Genomic DNA, 16,531 nt, shown 5'->3' on the forward strand with positions numbered 1-16,531 from the left:
CAGATGGAAAGTGTGAAACGCCATAGGGACAGGCGTGCTTTATCGTTGGAAAATATAAAAAACTAATTGTTTTTTGAACTCAAGAACCTGATTGTCAGTTTTGTAATATTTTAAAAACTGGAAAAAGTAGTATAAATAGAACACAAATTAGCTATTTAATTGCTGTCCTATTTTAAAAATGCTCTTTAAATGAATTTAGCGGTATGCAAAAGGAAGCAATTTCATTAAAAGAGGGATTAGAAATCTTGAACCAAAAAGATTCGAAAGGACGGTTAATTCCTTTCGATATCACTTACAGAACGTTTAATGCAACATCAAAAAAAGGAGGCAAACTAAAAAGGTATTTAGGAGCCAAACTTCTACTTGAAAGAAATCCAAATAAGATTCAAAAAGACACAATTGAAAATATTTTGATTCCTGTAAAGGAGACAAAAAATGCTCATCATTTTAAAAACAGAACAAGGAATATTGAACTATCTGACTCTTCAGTTGTAACTATTCGAATCGATTTTATAATTAGTATCAACAATAAAGACATTATTTACTAATGAGTGATTTTATAGGAAATCATATAGCCATATCCGAATTTAAAGGATCGCCAGCGATTGTAACATTTAAGAATTCCATTGATAAAATGGACGGCTCCGTAACCGCTGTAAAAGTCGATGTAAAAGATAAACAAGGCGAAGCGGCTTCTTGGGGGAAAAACAATGATTATCCACAACAGGTTTTAAAAGAAGTCAAAAAAAATGGCGCAGCGTCATCTTCATTGAGATTCCTCCGTAAGGCGCATTATGGTAATGGTTTGATTTTATTTAAAAACCAAGTTTCAGAATCTGGAAAAAAAGACACAAAGATTATTCCTTTAACAGATTTAACCGAAATAAATTCTTTTTTCAAAAAATCGCAAATGAATCGTTTTTGGAAAGAAACCATTGCAGATTTAGAGTGGTTTTCAATTGCTTTTCCTGAATATATTTTGTCGAACAATTATGCTACGATTAATCGTGTAAAAAGACAAAAAACTGCATGGTGTCGATTTGAGTTAATGAATGAGGAAAACGGCTTAGTAGAGCATGTCTATATATCTGAAAAATTTGGCAAAGGTGGTTCTATTGATGCTTCAAGTGAATACGTTGAAAAAATTCCATTGATTGATAGTTATTGGTCTGCTGATGAAGTAAGGGAATATTGTAAAATAAATAAAATTACAAAATTCATAAGACCTGTATTTTATCCTTTAATTGATGAAGCTTATTATCCTGAAAGTGAATGGCATGCTATTTTAAAATCTGGTTGGTTAGATGTGGCTAATTCAGTTCCTGCATTAAAGAAAGGATTGTTTGCTAATCAAATGACAATTAAATTTTTAATTGAAATTGATGAACAATATTACATTAATGTTTACGCAGAAGATTGGCGTAAAATGACCGTAGATGAAAGAAAACAGATTCGAAGGGATTTAGTTGATTCAATTAATGAAGGCTTGGTAGGAAATGAAAAAGCAGGTAAATCCATCCAAGCAATGATGTTTACAGATGAAAAAGGGAATCAAGTATCAGCAATTAAAATTACACCGATTGATGATAAATTAAAGGATGGTTCTTATTTACCTGAAGCCGAAGCCGCTAATTCTGAAGTTCTTTTTGCAATCGGTGTTGATCCTTCATTAATCGGTGCGGGAATACCTGGCGGAAAACTTGGCGCTGGTTCTGGCTCAGATAAACGTGAAGCTTTCACAATACTTTCTGCACTGTACAAAACGAATCGTGAAACTACTTTGGAAATATTTGAATTCATTCAAGAATACAATAAATGGGATGAAACTATTTGCGCTGGTTTCGAAAATACAATCCTTACAACATTAGACAAAAATCCAACTGGATCACAAAAAACTACAGCATCATGATTTTAGAAACTACAGCCGATTTAAAAAAATATGTATCAATTGCACAATCTTTTGAATTTGATGATTTTCAGCCATATATTATTAAGGCAGTGAACACGTATACTCGAAAATATTTAGGTAATCTGCATGTGTTTTTAAAAGACGAAGCAAATTCTTCAGAAACAAGTTTTGAAATTAAAAATGAATCTCGTGAGCATTTACGAAATGCGATTTCAAATTTCGGGATGTTCATGTATTTTCCTTTTATGTCTGTAATTATTGATGGTTCAGGAGCTTCCAACACAAGCAATGAAAATCGTAAACCTCTTGAGTGGTGGCAGAATAATGATATACGTCGTGAATTTTTGAGGGCTGGCCATGAAGCAATGGATTTATTATTGGAAGTTTTAGAGAATAATCCTGAAGTTTTTGAGGAGTGGACTGAAAAATTTGGAACTATAAACAACGAGTTGCTTGTGAAAAATACTGTTTCATTCGATAAGTACTACAATATTTTTAACTCTAGACAAACATTTTTGGCACTACAGCCTTCTATTCGACAGATTGAAGATCAATATTTGAGAACAATGCTTTGTCCAGAACTTATTGAAGGTTTAAAGACCGAAGTAACTGGAATAACCAAAAGATTAAAAGAAGAATTGCAAAAAGCGATTGTAGCTTTTACAGTGGCAAAAGTTGCGAATGAAGGACTATTTCTTCTAGACGAAAACGGTTTACGTGTGAGTTTTCAAACTGCAATTGATGGAAAAAAAGAAAGTGTAAGTTCAGGAAAAACAGAAGTTCAGTTATCTAAACTTGTAGAAACACAGTTAAATAATGGTAAAGAATATCTTAGATCGGCAAGTCAAATCATAGAAACTAATATCAGCGAATTTACACAATGTTCTTCTCCGTTAATAAAACCTGAATTAGGAATTTCGGGTTCAACGATCTACGATACTAACGGTGTCCTCTCATTATAGGATTGTCCTATTTTAAAAAACTGATATAATCCAATTTTGCTTCATGGGTATTAAAGCAGCAAACAATATTTTTCCGCATGATCCAGATGATAACTGGAGATTAAAATTAGACAAGGGAGGCTATGAAGGTTCCGCGCTTGATCTTTTCAATTTGATCAATACCGTTGTGGCTCCAGATGCCATTATTGTTAAAGGGGAAATTGTAAAAACTCTTAACGAATTGTCTATTGAAGAAGGGGCATTTACTTGTAGAATAAATCAGCAGATTGTAACAAATAGTCAACCGTATAGTACTACTATAGAACCTGCTCAAGAAGGATATCATAGAATTGATATCTTAGTTTTTACTCAAAATGGTACTATTGTCAAAATAAAGGGTTCGGAAGATCTTTCATCAGCGCAAGAACCTGATACGCCAGATAATACAATTAAAATTTCTTTTACTTCAATTTTTGGGTTAGTTATTGGTGATCCTGAAATCCCAGTTGTAGGAGATGCTTATGTTTCAAAGGCTTCTAAAAGTTTTATAAGAATGTTCCAAACTGGAGATGTAGATACTTATCCAGTAGATGACAGAACCTACCTTAAGTTTGAAACAGGTATGTTGTCATTAAAATCCTTGAACATCTCTTTATCTTCTAATATTTATCATGGAAAAGATTTCATTTTTAAGAATGGAACGACTGGAAATGTAACATTGTATCACAATTTAGGTTCCGGGAACTTTAGATTTAATATTCCAAATGGCCAAAACTTAATTTTAAAAGCAGAAGAGAGCGTTCATTTTGTAATGCGTGCAATTAATTCAACAGGGAATGGAGGTATTTTAGATTATGTAGGTATTACTCCAGTTGAAATTGATATTACAGGAAAAGAAGACACGGCCAATAAATCCAATTTTGTAACGGACGCAGATAGTTCAATAAAATTCCCAGTTTGGTCGTCGATCACACTTTGGATTAAAGAGAAATTGAATGCTGCATTAGCATCTAAAACGAACCCAGAGTCTACAGATGTTTTGATTATTGGCGATAATTCGGATAGTGGGAAGACTAAGAAAATTGCTTTTTCAAATTTTATATCGTGGATACAAAGCTTTTTTCAAGCTAAAGACAATCAGATTGAAGTGTCTGCAAGCAGTAACGTTTTAAATGCCTGGCACGGACAAACAGTATTGTTTACAGCTAATTGCACAATAACTGTTCCGTCAAGTTTGGTTAATGCGTTGGATTTTAGTTGGAGAACAATGGCAGGTGTAAGTGTAACGTGGGCAATTACTTCTCCTTTTGTTTGGGAATCTCCACCAAGCAACACACCTGAAAAAACAGTAGGGCATTTTATGCGCCGAGGATCAACGAACACGGTTATTTTAGATGTATAGTTATGGGGTTAAAGAAATATTATTTTGCTAAAAAAAAGCAGGTTAAAGTAAATGACTTGAATATTAGTTTAGTTGCTTACTATAAGTTAGATTCCGATGCGATTGATTTAGTTAACGGTGTAAATGGTACATCGACAAATGTGTCATACATAAATAGTGGCAAAATTGGAAATTCAGCAACTTTTAATGGTTCTAATAGTTTAATTATCATACCTAACAGTGATAATTTTAATTTCTCTAATTCTACAAATGATCTGCCTTTTTCGATTTCTTTTTGGATTTATAATATGGGTAATAATGCTTCTGCATTGATATATAGAAGAGGAGCAGGAGCTACGAACGAACAGTATGCAATACAAAAACTACCAAACGGGCAGCTCGTAATGAATTTGTTTACAAATACTTCGAATCTTATACAAGGTGCGACAAGTGGCATTGCAGACTTAAATACATGGGTTCATTACTTAGTTACTTATGATGGGACTGCTAATGTAAGCGGTATTAAGTGGTATAAAAATGGTGTTTTGGCATCCGCTGCTGGATCAATGACAGGAACTTATACTAAAATGCCTATTGCTGTTCAGAACACTGTTATAGGACGAATAAGCTGGACAGCTACAGGTTTTTTAGACGCGAGGCTTGATGAATTTGCAATATGGAAAAATAGGGCATTGACAAGTTCAGAGGCTTTGTATTTATACAATTCAGGAACAGGTAGAACTTTTCCTTTTTAACAAAAAATAATCATTAAATACCACATAGAATGATAAAATCAAACATTAAAGCCTCTTACGGAGATACTCGTACAGGTTTGAAAGAAGCTTTTATTGAGATAGTAATTACAGGTTTAAGTCTGGGGACGGAAAACGCAGTTTTTCAGATTCAGCATTACATTGTCACAGATGAAAATGCAAAAACATTGTGGCATAGTAATTCGACTCCTATTGATTCGGAAAAGTACAATCAGTTATATCAAGCTGTAGATAATTATGTAGCGGTAAGATCACTTGATTTTAGCCAATTAACACCACATCAATTAGAATACATGCGTTTAAAAATTGGGTTGTTGATTTATGTCCAATCTGATCTGCTGGAAAGTGGTAATACAGTTTGGGAGCTTGAGCCTGAAAATTGGGAGTTAATATGAAAAGCGTATTAGCAATTTTTATAGAGCTTATTATTTTGGCATTTGGCGGTTCGATTTTCATTGTCTTGTTTGTTTTGGGTGTTGTTTATACATTTTTTAAGCACTTAATAAGATTTGATTACTCGCTTAAAAAGCAATTACAGCCAATTATTAGAAGTATAACTCTCGCCTTAGATGGTTCGGCATGTGCTGGAGCTGGAGAATTATTGAATGATGCTTTAAAAATAAAAGGATCAATTAAATACGGAAAATGGTATCAAACGATTTCCGCTATTACTGGACTTATCAAAATTCATGAAAAGGATACCTGGCTTCGCAGATTGTTGGATAAAGTTCTAGGAAAAGATCATTGTGATGAAGCGATTTCTGAGCAAGATAGGTTTTACTATAAACACAATTAATTCATAAAATGAAAACATTTTTACTTTACCTAGTTACCGCAACTTGTTTGTTTTTTACTCCAATAGTTGGGTTATTAATAGCGGTGGGAGCAGCCATAGTTTTGGATACCGCTTTCGGAATTTACAGAAGTATAAAAGTCAAAGGATGGAAATTTGTAACAAGCCGACGTTTAAGTGAAATCATTTCTAAAATGCTTTTATATGAAATGTGTATAATCTGCCTTTACATAATAGACTTTTTTGCACTTACTGAATTCTTTCAAAAATGGTTCTCGATATCATTTTTCGCTACTAAAATATGTGCTATCGTTTTGATTTTTATTGAAGGGGTGTCCATAAAAGAAAATTTTGAAAAAGCTACAGGAAAAGATGTTTGGGCATTAATAAAAAAGGCTCTTGGACGAGCAAACGAAATAAAAGATAGTATTACTGATTTAAAAAACACCGATTAAAATGACAGCATTTATCTCAGCGGGGCATAATCCCAAAGGAATTAAAGTTGATCCAGGAGCGGTAGCAAATGGATTGCGTGAAGCCGACTTAACTGTCGAATTTCGAAATTTAGTAGTGGCCGAACTGCTTAAAAGAAAAGTAAAAGTTATAACAGACAAAGATGACGAACGTCTTGGTGACTATTTGAAAAGAATTAAAACTGGAAGCGGATCTGTTGTTTTAGAATTTCACTTTGATGCGGCGCTTTCGCCAACAGCTACAGGTACTACTTCTTTATATGGAAATGATGCAGATCGCTTAGACATAGCCTTTTCTAAAGAACTTGCAGAAGCAACCTCTAAAATTTTAAAAATAAAAAATAGAGGAGCGTTATCAGAGAGTCAAAGCCATAGAGGAAGTTTGGGGTTAATGCGAAAGGAAGGTATTGTTTCCCTGCTTGAAGTATGTTTTATTTCCAATCCATCGGATATAAAAGCATACAATGAAAACAAAAAAGAATTGGCGGTTAAAATTGCTGAGATCGTTGAACATTATGAAAATTTGATCTGATGAGAAAAGCTCTATTTTTTTGGTTAACAGTGTTTTTAATAACTACTTTAAATTCATGTGGCACTCGGAAAACCGAGCTACATAAAAAAGAAGCAATCGAGAAGACAGGATTTTCGGGATTTTTTAGGAATTCCGGGAATTCCGAGGAATTCCTAAATACCAATTTGAACATTCAAACTGAATTTATTTCCTCTTTGTTAAAGATAGAAGAGATTGATAATGATGAGTTTACGATTGAATCTAAAGACTCGAGTAAGCCAGCAGTTTACATTGATCCTTTTGGGAAAAAGTACTTTTTGGAAAACGCTAAACTTACAAATAAAAAGACGGCTCAAAAATTAAATACGAAGTTAGACCAAGCAAAAAACTCTTCTGAAAGGTTAAATACGAATGCCGAAAAAAAATATGATAGTCAAACAGAAAACCAAACAAATATAAATTCAGAAGGTACATTTAATGAAGTTGATAGAAGCTCACATCGTTATGGCTGGAGCAAATGGAATCTGTTTTGGCTTATTTTATCTATTGCATTAATATATGCACTTAGAAAACTTTATAAATTTTATAAAAAGAAAAATCCTTTATAATGACTTTAGAAGAAGATATTACAAGATTAAAAATACGCAAAGCGTTAATTTTAGGAGAAATCGAAATGCTTTCTTTTGTAAATGATTCTGTTTATACACGATTTGGAAAAATTGAAGCTGAATTATTGATAAAAGAGAAGCAATTGTTAAGGGAGAAAGAAAACGATTTTCAATGAAATCTTTAAAACTTTACATTCCTGAAACTTGGGACAAAATGAAGGAAAAGCAATTTGAAAGGATTGCTTTTCTTTTCAATACTTCAGAAACTAATACTCTATTCTACATAAAGTTGTTTTTTCTGCTGACTGGGGTAAAATGGTGGCAGTTTTCCAGAAAAGCTAAACTCAGAATAGTGTTAAGAAATTATCCTCTTTCAGATTTGCAGAAAAATTATGAGTTTATTTTTAAAGAAAATAATCGAACTGTCTTTCCAAAATCCATAAAATTTAAAAAAAAGAAGTTTTTCCCTCCGCAAAATAACATAGCAGATCTATCCGCTGATGAATTTGCGGTTGCTGATGATCTCCATATCAAATGGAGAAAAACGAAAAACATTGAGTTCTTATATTATTTAGCTGCTGTTTTATATACAGTTTCTAAAGAACGTCCAGTTTTTAACAAAAATAATTTGCATCAGTATGCAATACCCTTTTCGAAGCTTCCTGTATGTAAACTTTTAGCGATTGAACTGGCTTATTTTGGATGTAAAAACAACCTTGTTAAGCGTTTTTCAGAAGCTTTTAAAGAAAATAAAACAAGGTCAAATAAAAAACAGTATGGTTTCTCAAAAGTTATTCTAAGCATGGCAAAAGGAGATTTGTCAAAGTTAGAGTCTATAAAAAAAGTAAATATTTATTCCTTCCTTGAACAATTTGAAGAAGACTTAAAATCAGCAAAGAAATGAGAATATTAACACATAAACCTATAGTTGATTTTCACAAAAATATTTCCAAATTTCATAAGGAATTAAAAGGTTTTTATCGTTTTAATTGGGCGGAGATTAATGGACAGTTTAGAAGTGGAATTTCTACACCTGCATTATTACTAGAAAGTCATTCAGCTGCAATGTACTCGAATTCTGAAAAAACGTCGAATTTTAATGATAGATCTATTTCTTTTTTGATATTAGATTTTACAGGAAAAGCGGATAATTACGAGAAACAAGAGATTGTATTGGATAAATTGGAAAATGTGGTAATTGACATAGCCTCATACTTAAAAAAGCTCAGTAAGGATCGCGATTCTTGGCTTTTTGGAAAGTTTGACGTAAACAATTTTAGTTATGAAAAAGTAGGCCCTATTTTCGATAATATGTATGGATGGAACGTTTTGTATTCATTAAAAAATCACGAAGATTTAACTTTTGATCCTGATCAGTGGGATTTCACACTCTAAAAAACCTCTCTATTTGAGAGGTTTTTTTATGTCCTATTTTAACGTATGCGCTCCCTTTAATTTAGCTTAAAAATAGGTTTATGACGGGCATAATTGATGTATTGAAACAAGAACGTGAAATCACTTCAAAAGCAGTAAAAAAGCTTAGAGCTTCAGTAAAGAATGAAGTTTCAAAATCAGGAGAAACGAGATCAGGAAATGCGGTTAAAATTAGTAATGCTGGTAGCAGATTTAAAAATAATCGTCTTCAAAGGCTTACTATGTCTGCACCGTACTACATTTTTATGCAACATCATGGTTTTGAGGGCAAGAAGTCAAATGGAATAAATCAACGTTTAACTGCTACAAATGTCTTCTCAAAAGCAATCCAATCATCAAACATAATGGAAACTCTTGCGAATGAGATTTCAGATGTCAGATTAGAACAGGTTTCATCAATAATAAACCTTCAGATAAATGGCTAGAAGAGAAATTCCAAGAGAAATATCGATCTATATTAATGATCGTCAAGTGGTAAATTCATTTGCAGGAATTAGCCGTGCTATAACTCAGACTAGGAGTGAAATAAATAATCTAAATAGAAATTCAGAAACTTATAATGAAGATTTACGTAGGCTAGGAGGAGAACTGGATCAATTAACTGAACGTCAATCAGTGTTTAGACAGGAGCTTAGAGATTCTTCAGAGGCTATGAATGACTCTGAAGGAAGTTTAAAAAAATTTAGAGACGGTCTTTTATCTGGAGATTTTGAGAGTGCATTAGAAGGTTTAAAAGGGATCAGATCAGAAATTACTAATTTAGTTAAAACTACTTTACAATTTATTGCTACACCGATTGGTGCCGCTATTGCTGTATTAAGCGGTATAGTTGTCGGAACTAAAAAACTATTTGAGTTTAATCAGGAACTTGAAAAGTCAAATAATATACTCCGTTCGTTTGGTGTAAATTCAGCAGAGGAACTTACAAAAGTAAGATCAGAAATTCTGGCTACAGCAGAAACATTCGATAAAGAGTTCTCAGAAATTGCTAGTAAGGCAAATTCGCTTAGTAAAACTTATGGGATATCAATGTCAGAAGCTAATCGACTTATTTCGGAAGGTTTGGCAAATGGCGGATCGCTAAATGATGAATTTCTAGATAGCGTTGGAGAATATGATGAGTTCTTTAATAAAGCCGGATATTCTGCTTCTGAATTCATAGACGTCATTAATAAGGGATACGATGTTGGAATTTATTCAGATAAATTACCCGATGCTTTAAAAGAGGCCGATTTAGCTTTAAAAGAACAAACCAAATCAACAAGAGATGCATTAGAAAATGCATTTGGAATTACTTTTTCGGATAATATTTTAGCACGTGTTGCAGCAGGTAAAACAACAACCAAAGAAGCTCTAGAAGAAATTGCTGCTGAATCCCAGAAAACTCAGTTGTCGCAACAACAACAGGCACAATTAACTGCTGACATTTTTAAAGGAGCTGGGGAAGATGCTGGCGGTGCCTTGAAAATACTACAAACGATTTCTGATACTACAAAAAAGGAAATAACTGAAGCGACTAAAGCTCAGTTAGAACTTTTAGCTGCTAATGAAAAACTTAATAAAGCACAATCTGAGTTATTCGAAATAGAAGGTTTTGGTGCTATGTGGGATCAAGTTAAAGCAAATGCAATTGATACTCTTGCAGATATAATTTTATATGTTTCAGATTTAAAAAAAGACATTCAGCCATTAATTGACATTGTTTCATTTGTACTGGTAAATGCTTTTATTCAATTGAAGTTTATAGTAGTTACTGTTTTTTCTACATTAGGAGTTGCTTTGAAAATTTTCTTTGATTACGTGAAATATGTTTTTGATTTCCTTAAAGCTATTATAACCGGAGATTTTAAAGGAGCTATAAAATTGACAGGAGATTATTTTGTTAATCTTGGTAAAACAATTTTGAATTTTTTCAATAAGATCAGAAATACCATAATTGATACTATTAAAAGTACAATTGCAAATGTAGCTCCTTTGTTAGAGGCAATGGGAGTTGATGTTGAGAAGTTACAAAAAAGACTTGATTCATTAAAATCAAAAGAAGTTGTTTTAAAAACTACCACAGAAACCAAAAAAACGACAAAAACGGCTGAAGAACTTGCTGAAGAAGAGCGTTTATTAAAAGAAGCTATTGCAAAGCAACAAGCAATTCGCGATAAAGAAAGGGAAAAGGAAGAAGAAAAACGTCGAAAATTTTTAGAAAAAAAACGAGCAGAAGAAGCAAAGGCAGCCAAAGAAGAGCTGGATAGATTACTTGCTCTTGCTAAGGCGAAGTCTGACTTATATAAGGCGGAGCTAAATTTCTTTATTGCTACCCAAAGAAGCAAATTAGATTCTACAAAAAAACTGACTCCTGAAATTATAAAGGATGAAACAGATCGTTTAGAAAGAATTAAAGATAGAAAACTAACTGCATTAGCAGAGGAAAGGCTTGCCGATATAGAAAAAGCGAAAGCCTCGGCAAAATCTGCTGAAGAATTAGTACTACTAAAACAGATCATAGATTATAATTATGAAACAGAAAGGCAAAACTTAGAAATGTCATTTTTGGATTCAACAACTAATCTAAAAAAGCAATACGAGGAAGAACAGAAAGTTTTAAAAGCCGAGCAGTTAGCTCTTGATAATGAATTAGCATTGGCTGAAGCGGCAAATAAATATGAAGAAGATAGAATTAAGCAGGATCAGGATTTTCAAACTCAATTGGCGCGTTACAAGAAACTTCTTGAAGACAAAAAAATTACAGAAGAACAGTATATCAGATTTTCAGATGCACTAAAAGCGAAACAGGATGAAGTTGATCGTCAAAGAGAGTTAGGGAAAATAAGTGCAAGTTTAAGTGCTTTTGGACAATTAGCCGGTGCTTTGACAGAATTGTTTGGACAATCAAAAGCGTTAGCAATTACTCAGGCTGGTATAAATGGAGCGTTGGCAGTAACTTCTATTTTATCTGCTCCTTCAATGGGAAATCCGATTTTAGATGCAGCGGTAAAAGCAGTTCAGATTGCAGCAGCAGTTCTTACAACTACTGCTCAAATTAAAAATATAAGCAAAGCAAAAGCACCAAAAACGCCTAAATTTTTCTATGGCGGTTTTACTGGAGCAAATCCGCATTTAGGATATGACGAATTTGGCCCTATGACAGGTGTCGTTCATGATAATGAATATGTCATTCCAAAGGCAATGACTCAAAGCCCGAGGTATGCTAATACAATTGCTTGGTTAGAAAATGAGCGAACAGGAAGAAATACAAAAAAGTTTGCAGATGGAGGGTTTACTTCTTCGAATGTGATACCACCAACAGTAATGAGTGAAAATGATTCAGAAATGAAAGTTCTTCTTAAAGCTGTACTATTTAGATTGGAAAATCCTGTTCCTTCTAATGTCATTATTGGTTATGAGGAAGCAAAGGGTATTCAGGATTTGAATGAAGAAAGATCCGAGGCTGATCGAAATGGAATCGTTAATGAATAATTTTTTGTAGGTTTGTTAGTATAAAACATAAATGCCCTAATTATGAAAAGAATCTTCTTATTTATTCTGCTATCGACAATCAATGGATTTTGTCAAAAAAATGTTGAATTAACTGCATCTGGAATTACTCCAGTTGTAACCGAAGTTCAAAACGCTACTGCAGAACAATTATATTTAAAAACTTTTGATTGGATTCAGAAAAATTATAAGCGTCCGAATGAGGTAATAAAAGCTGATAAAACGAATGAAATGATTAGAATAGAAGGATTCTCAAAAGAATTTTTCTTTCAAAAGTCTTTAGGCACTAATTACTATGGCGTTTTGTATACTATAGAATTTGAATTTAAAGAGGGGAGATACAGATTTTCATTTACGCCTGAAGAAATTACGTCTAAAGGTCAAAAGATGGCTTTTCTATCAAGCCCAGCCGACTTTTTTAAGAAAGATGGATCCGCAAAAAGTATTTATAAATCTTCGATCGATTCTTTTACAGCAGCTGTCCAGGAATTATACATTTCACATTATAATTTCGTCTCAGGTAAAACTGATCAATCTTCCAGCAACTGGTAATACTTAGATACTTAAAATTGTAAACCGCTATTTACTAGCGGTTTTTTTTATGTCCTATTATGAAGCCTTCCTCATATGTAATTTCGTTTAAAATTAAATGATGTAATGCTTACAGTAGTTCAATCTCCTGCGCTAAATAGAGTGCTTTTGGATGCAAATAATACCGAGATTAAAATAACTTCTACTAATGGAGACGGCTTTTACTTTAGAGCGTTAATCTATGTAGATGATGTTTTGTTTGATGAGCAGGGATGGTCGCGTTTGGATAGTTACACTGCTGTAAAAGATTTAGTCAAGATTTATAATGCCTATTTTGAAACTGTTATAAATGTGTACACTGAAAATGGAATTTTTGAACAGACACATTTAAAAAAGAAAATTTCGATTACCGTAGAAGAAAAGAGACTTGACAATGATGACGTTGTCCAAACAGTCAGTTTACCTGTTTTTTACTTTCTTTACAACGTTAATCCAGAGTATTTTGATGATAGCACAAAAGTTCAAATTTTAGGAGTAACACCACCAGTTTTATTAATACCTGAAAACGGTAAAATAATTATTCCGTTTTATGTTAAAGCTGAAACGGAAAATTTTACAGTTTCGTTTAAAGATAATTATGGAAACTTACTGGACAGTTCATTTTCGGAAACATTTACAGGAAAAAAGGTTTTTATTTACAATTTTAATTTATCTCCAGTAATTCTTGAAAAAGATACATTATACTTTGAACTTAGAATTATTTGCGGATTGAAAGAAGTTCTACAGACTTTCAAATTAATTCGCTTTCCGGACTTCCCAGTCAAAGAAATTTACTTTAAAAACAATTTTGGTTATTACATTCCTGCTTATTTCGATGGAGAACTTGAAATTCAAGATTCTTTTTCTTCCGATACTTACCAGAAAAATGATGGTATAAATGAAATTTTTGAAATTAGCGAAGATTCGGTATATACTATAAACACGGGTTCTTTACTTCAAAATGAACGCGCGATCGTTAATCAAATTGCAACGTCTCATGAAGTATTGTTTAAAGTTAATGGCCAGTATAGAAAAATACTAACCACAACTAAGAAATTATTGGGATACAGGGATAAAAAACATTTATATGCTCAGGATTTGACCTTTTCATTTACTAAAGGCGGAAAAGTATCAAATTATTTTGACAACGTACAAGGTGCTGATTGGGACGATCGTGATTTTCTACCTAATGACTGGTTAACTTAATATATAATATCATGGATTTTAACGGATTTGTAAGTTTAATAGCTGGTCTTGGAGACGGTGATAAAAATACAGCTTTTGAAGTAAGAACAATTTTAACTCATGTTCTGGAAGCTCTGCATTTACCAGGAGACATAAAAATTGTTTTCTGTACTCGGGAAGAACTTATTAGTGACTATACTTCAACTGGGGTAGGAAAAGGTAAGCGTGCAGGTTGGGCGCAATGTAATGGCCTTGATGGCAGACCTTCCATGGGAGGGCGAACCGTAATTGGTTTTAGTGACAGTTACTCAGAATTAGGAGCATTGGGAGGTAGTGAAAAACATAAGCTGCTTTCTAGTGAAATTCCAACAATTGGAATAGACATTCCGTACAATATGAATAATGCAGGAGGAAATGGAAATCAAAGGGTGTTGGATAATTCAGGAGCAGCAACTACTAAAATGAAGGCATATTCAAGTGGAGGAGATCAGCCACATAATAATATGCAGCCATATATTGTTCTACTTTACTTAATTAAGTTATGAGTTTTAAAATTATAGCAAATAATATAGAAATTGATTTTGTAAAAGAAACATTAACGGTTAAAAATGAAAACAATTTATTATCGCGAGATTTCAAAGTTTCAGCTTCAGCATATCCTTTTCTGATTATTGAAAACAGAAGAACACAACTAGCTTTAGGAACTAGAGATTTAGCTTCTATTAAAAAGAAAAAAATTATACAAGTTATCGTTTTTGATGGCAGTGAAAAATTTTACGGAGAATTACAAATTTTGTCTTATTTGAAGGGGTTTAGAAAGTGTAATTTAAGGTTCTCAAGTGTTCTTTTATCAATTATGAGCAGAAAAATTTCTGAATTTATGCCCATAATTTCAATAATTCCTAACGAGACAGATCCCGTTCCTTTTTCGGAAAAATCTGCAGTAGCGCTTTCAGGGTCTGAGTACTGGAAAACATATCCACGCTCATTTCTCGATAAAAATTACCCTGAAGTTAAATGGCAATTTCCTTCGATGAAGTGGTTTAATAAATTTGGTGTGGGTTTAGAATCGGATGATCCATGGAGCGAATATCAAAATCATATAAATCTGTATGATTCGGAAGGTTTGGTTGAGAATTACTACACCATTGTTTCAAATGTATGTACAGTTTATAATAAGAATGTGGTTGCTCCACAGGTCTTTTTACTGTCTCCAGTTTTCTATGCTCTAGAAAGTTTAGGATTTACTTTAAAAGGAAGTTTTCCAAATTCTGATTTTATAAAGAGATTATTACTTTACAGTAATAAAAATAATTTAACGGAGACAAGTCCAGCAATTAACACCGAGACATTAGGACCGCCACAAACTTTGAATGATATCTATATTTGGGATGATGACGGACATGGCGAATCTCATATAGTTTTTACTTATGCCAAATTGGTTACAGTAATTCCCGCTACTGTTGAAGGAACTTATGTTTTTAGTTACGAAATGACTGTTCCTACGTTTGAAATAAATCTACCAGTTAGTTTTATTCCTTTTGTTGCACTCGAAATTTATTTAGATGGAAAATTTATGCGGCAAGTTGATCACGTGTCAGGTCAGGTTGGTCAAATGTACTCAGGAAGTGTTGCAATTGAAGTAGAGGAAGAAGATTTAGGAAAAAATATCAATATAAATTATTACACTCCAAATACGATTCCGTACAATGCAACAATCGTCAAGAATGCGGTTTACAGTAAACTTTATTATCAAATGCATCCAACAATACAGTTGGGGCGTTACGTCCCAGATTGGACTTTTGGGACATTGTTAAACGAGTTGCAAAATTTGTTTAATTTGGAAATTATACCAGATGATTTTACAAAAACATTGACTATTAATCTCAATGAATCAACAATAAAAAAATCAAATACTTATCAAGTAAAAAAATCGCTCTTATTGTCAAGTTATGATCCGCCGAAATATAATGCGTTTTTATTGAAGTATGATAATGAAATTGACGAAGCTATTTGGGTTACTGCTGAATCGGTAGAGCTTTTTGAAGTGCAAAAATCTGATTTTTCAGAGACTTTAAACTCAAAGTTTAAGTTTGTTCCGGTTACTTATACGGCAGACCTTTCAGAAGATTTAGATTCGAAGAATGGTACAGGTATAATGATTTATGACCCTGCTAAAATGCCTTATATTTCTTCTGATTACCTTGGTCAAACGCTTAAAATTAGTGGAGCTAAAGGAATTTACGAAGTTTTTTGGAAAGTTTTTATAAAGTTTATGCTTAATAGTTCTATTGTTGAATTGTGGGGGCCATTTACTGAGACTGAAAAAAATAAATTACTTAAATGCAAAAGAATTTTTGTTGATAATCAAGAGTATGTAATTGCTACTTCAGAAATTACAGAGACACAGCAGAATAATTACAAGATTAAATTTAGCCTTAATACAGTCTCTTTCTAAAAA

The 16,531-nt window shown here is 32.9% G+C and carries 19 protein-coding genes; all 19 read left to right on the plus strand.

Annotation, left to right across the window (positions count from 1 at the left end; translation table 11 throughout):
- Nucleotides 1-203: 203 nt before the first annotated feature.
- The 19 genes from P2W65_RS17270 to P2W65_RS17360 all read left to right on the plus strand — a co-directional run bounded on the left by P2W65_RS17270 (nt 204) and on the right by P2W65_RS17360 (nt 16,528).
- Nucleotides 204-548, plus strand: coding sequence for a hypothetical protein (locus tag P2W65_RS17270; RefSeq protein WP_289659506.1), 345 nt, complete (start codon nt 204-206; stop codon nt 546-548).
- Nucleotides 548-1,909, plus strand: coding sequence for a hypothetical protein (locus tag P2W65_RS17275; protein ID WP_289659508.1), 1,362 nt, complete (start codon nt 548-550; stop codon nt 1,907-1,909). The genes P2W65_RS17270 and P2W65_RS17275 overlap by 1 nt, the downstream gene beginning before the upstream one ends.
- Entirely contained in the window at nt 1,906-2,871 is a 966-nt protein-coding gene (locus P2W65_RS17280) for a DUF6712 family protein (protein WP_289659510.1), read from the plus strand. The genes P2W65_RS17275 and P2W65_RS17280 overlap by 4 nt, the downstream gene beginning before the upstream one ends.
- 43 nt (nt 2,872-2,914) lie before the next feature.
- Nucleotides 2,915-4,252, plus strand: coding sequence for a hypothetical protein (locus P2W65_RS17285; RefSeq protein WP_289659512.1), 1,338 nt, complete (start codon nt 2,915-2,917; stop codon nt 4,250-4,252).
- A gap of 2 nt (nt 4,253-4,254) precedes the next feature.
- Nucleotides 4,255-4,986, plus strand: coding sequence for a LamG domain-containing protein (locus P2W65_RS17290; RefSeq protein WP_289659514.1), 732 nt, complete (start codon nt 4,255-4,257; stop codon nt 4,984-4,986).
- Between the two features lie 29 nt (nt 4,987-5,015).
- The gene (locus P2W65_RS17295; RefSeq protein ID WP_289659516.1) at nt 5,016-5,399 is read left to right on the plus strand and encodes a hypothetical protein; all 384 of its coding nucleotides are present in this window, start codon (nt 5,016-5,018) and stop codon (nt 5,397-5,399) included.
- Complete coding sequence (locus P2W65_RS17300; protein ID WP_289659518.1) at nt 5,396-5,800, plus strand: hypothetical protein; 405 nt, start codon at nt 5,396-5,398, stop codon at nt 5,798-5,800. The genes P2W65_RS17295 and P2W65_RS17300 overlap by 4 nt, the downstream gene beginning before the upstream one ends.
- An 8-nt stretch (nt 5,801-5,808) precedes the next feature.
- Entirely contained in the window at nt 5,809-6,252 is a 444-nt protein-coding gene (locus P2W65_RS17305; RefSeq protein WP_289659520.1) for a phage holin family protein, read from the plus strand.
- Between the two features lies 1 nt (nt 6,253).
- On the plus strand, nt 6,254-6,802 hold the full coding sequence (locus tag P2W65_RS17310) for an N-acetylmuramoyl-L-alanine amidase (RefSeq protein ID WP_289659522.1): 549 nt from the start codon (nt 6,254-6,256) through the stop codon (nt 6,800-6,802).
- Nucleotides 6,802-7,389, plus strand: coding sequence for a hypothetical protein (locus tag P2W65_RS17315; RefSeq protein WP_289659524.1), 588 nt, complete (start codon nt 6,802-6,804; stop codon nt 7,387-7,389). The genes P2W65_RS17310 and P2W65_RS17315 overlap by 1 nt, the downstream gene beginning before the upstream one ends.
- Nucleotides 7,389-7,565, plus strand: coding sequence for a hypothetical protein (locus P2W65_RS17320; RefSeq protein WP_289659526.1), 177 nt, complete (start codon nt 7,389-7,391; stop codon nt 7,563-7,565). Before P2W65_RS17315 ends, P2W65_RS17320 begins: the two co-directional genes overlap by 1 nt.
- On the plus strand, nt 7,562-8,293 hold the full coding sequence (locus tag P2W65_RS17325; protein WP_289659528.1) for a hypothetical protein: 732 nt from the start codon (nt 7,562-7,564) through the stop codon (nt 8,291-8,293). The genes P2W65_RS17320 and P2W65_RS17325 overlap by 4 nt, the downstream gene beginning before the upstream one ends.
- Nucleotides 8,290-8,784: a hypothetical protein gene (locus P2W65_RS17330; RefSeq protein ID WP_289659530.1), complete on the plus strand. Its 495-nt coding sequence runs from the start codon at nt 8,290-8,292 to the stop codon at nt 8,782-8,784. The genes P2W65_RS17325 and P2W65_RS17330 overlap by 4 nt, the downstream gene beginning before the upstream one ends.
- Before the next feature lie 80 nt (nt 8,785-8,864).
- Entirely contained in the window at nt 8,865-9,248 is a 384-nt protein-coding gene (locus tag P2W65_RS17335; protein ID WP_289659532.1) for a hypothetical protein, read from the plus strand.
- Complete coding sequence (locus P2W65_RS17340) at nt 9,241-12,297, plus strand: hypothetical protein (protein WP_289659534.1); 3,057 nt, start codon at nt 9,241-9,243, stop codon at nt 12,295-12,297. Before P2W65_RS17335 ends, P2W65_RS17340 begins: the two co-directional genes overlap by 8 nt.
- A 42-nt stretch (nt 12,298-12,339) precedes the next feature.
- Nucleotides 12,340-12,867: a DUF4468 domain-containing protein gene (locus P2W65_RS17345; protein ID WP_289659536.1), complete on the plus strand. Its 528-nt coding sequence runs from the start codon at nt 12,340-12,342 to the stop codon at nt 12,865-12,867.
- A gap of 105 nt (nt 12,868-12,972) precedes the next feature.
- The gene (locus tag P2W65_RS17350) at nt 12,973-14,091 is read left to right on the plus strand and encodes a hypothetical protein (RefSeq protein WP_289659538.1); all 1,119 of its coding nucleotides are present in this window, start codon (nt 12,973-12,975) and stop codon (nt 14,089-14,091) included.
- 11 nt (nt 14,092-14,102) lie between these two features.
- Nucleotides 14,103-14,615, plus strand: a complete 513-nt coding sequence (locus P2W65_RS17355; RefSeq protein ID WP_289659540.1) for a hypothetical protein — start codon at nt 14,103-14,105, stop codon at nt 14,613-14,615.
- The gene (locus P2W65_RS17360) at nt 14,612-16,528 is read left to right on the plus strand and encodes a hypothetical protein (protein ID WP_289659542.1); all 1,917 of its coding nucleotides are present in this window, start codon (nt 14,612-14,614) and stop codon (nt 16,526-16,528) included. Before P2W65_RS17355 ends, P2W65_RS17360 begins: the two co-directional genes overlap by 4 nt.
- Nucleotides 16,529-16,531: the final 3 nt, after the last annotated feature.

The sequence above is a fragment of the Flavobacterium panacagri genome (genome assembly GCF_030378165.1).
Classification (GTDB): Bacteria; Bacteroidota; Bacteroidia; order Flavobacteriales; family Flavobacteriaceae; genus Flavobacterium; species Flavobacterium panacagri.

Bases quoted from the DNA above. Each gene is read 5' to 3' on its own strand.
- P2W65_RS17345 (WP_289659536.1), top strand. From the start codon at position 12,340: ATGAAAAGAATCTTCTTATTTATTCTGCTATCGACAATCAATGGATTT.
- P2W65_RS17310 (WP_289659522.1), top strand. From the start codon at position 6,254: ATGACAGCATTTATCTCAGCGGGGCATAATCCCAAAGGAATTAAAGTT.
- P2W65_RS17275 (WP_289659508.1), top strand. From the start codon at position 548: ATGAGTGATTTTATAGGAAATCATATAGCCATATCCGAATTTAAAGGA.
- P2W65_RS17280 (WP_289659510.1), top strand. From the start codon at position 1,906: ATGATTTTAGAAACTACAGCCGATTTAAAAAAATATGTATCAATTGCA.
- P2W65_RS17315 (WP_289659524.1), top strand. From the start codon at position 6,802: ATGAGAAAAGCTCTATTTTTTTGGTTAACAGTGTTTTTAATAACTACT.
- P2W65_RS17325 (WP_289659528.1), top strand. From the start codon at position 7,562: ATGAAATCTTTAAAACTTTACATTCCTGAAACTTGGGACAAAATGAAG.
- P2W65_RS17300 (WP_289659518.1), top strand. From the start codon at position 5,396: ATGAAAAGCGTATTAGCAATTTTTATAGAGCTTATTATTTTGGCATTT.
- P2W65_RS17320 (WP_289659526.1), top strand. From the start codon at position 7,389: ATGACTTTAGAAGAAGATATTACAAGATTAAAAATACGCAAAGCGTTA.
- P2W65_RS17350 (WP_289659538.1), top strand. From the start codon at position 12,973: ATGCTTACAGTAGTTCAATCTCCTGCGCTAAATAGAGTGCTTTTGGAT.
- P2W65_RS17305 (WP_289659520.1), top strand. From the start codon at position 5,809: ATGAAAACATTTTTACTTTACCTAGTTACCGCAACTTGTTTGTTTTTT.
- P2W65_RS17360 (WP_289659542.1), top strand. From the start codon at position 14,612: ATGAGTTTTAAAATTATAGCAAATAATATAGAAATTGATTTTGTAAAA.
- P2W65_RS17285 (WP_289659512.1), top strand. From the start codon at position 2,915: ATGGGTATTAAAGCAGCAAACAATATTTTTCCGCATGATCCAGATGAT.
- P2W65_RS17330 (WP_289659530.1), top strand. From the start codon at position 8,290: ATGAGAATATTAACACATAAACCTATAGTTGATTTTCACAAAAATATT.
- P2W65_RS17270 (WP_289659506.1), top strand. From the start codon at position 204: ATGCAAAAGGAAGCAATTTCATTAAAAGAGGGATTAGAAATCTTGAAC.
- P2W65_RS17340 (WP_289659534.1), top strand. From the start codon at position 9,241: ATGGCTAGAAGAGAAATTCCAAGAGAAATATCGATCTATATTAATGAT.
- P2W65_RS17295 (WP_289659516.1), top strand. From the start codon at position 5,016: ATGATAAAATCAAACATTAAAGCCTCTTACGGAGATACTCGTACAGGT.
- P2W65_RS17355 (WP_289659540.1), top strand. From the start codon at position 14,103: ATGGATTTTAACGGATTTGTAAGTTTAATAGCTGGTCTTGGAGACGGT.
- P2W65_RS17335 (WP_289659532.1), top strand. From the start codon at position 8,865: ATGACGGGCATAATTGATGTATTGAAACAAGAACGTGAAATCACTTCA.
- P2W65_RS17290 (WP_289659514.1), top strand. From the start codon at position 4,255: ATGGGGTTAAAGAAATATTATTTTGCTAAAAAAAAGCAGGTTAAAGTA.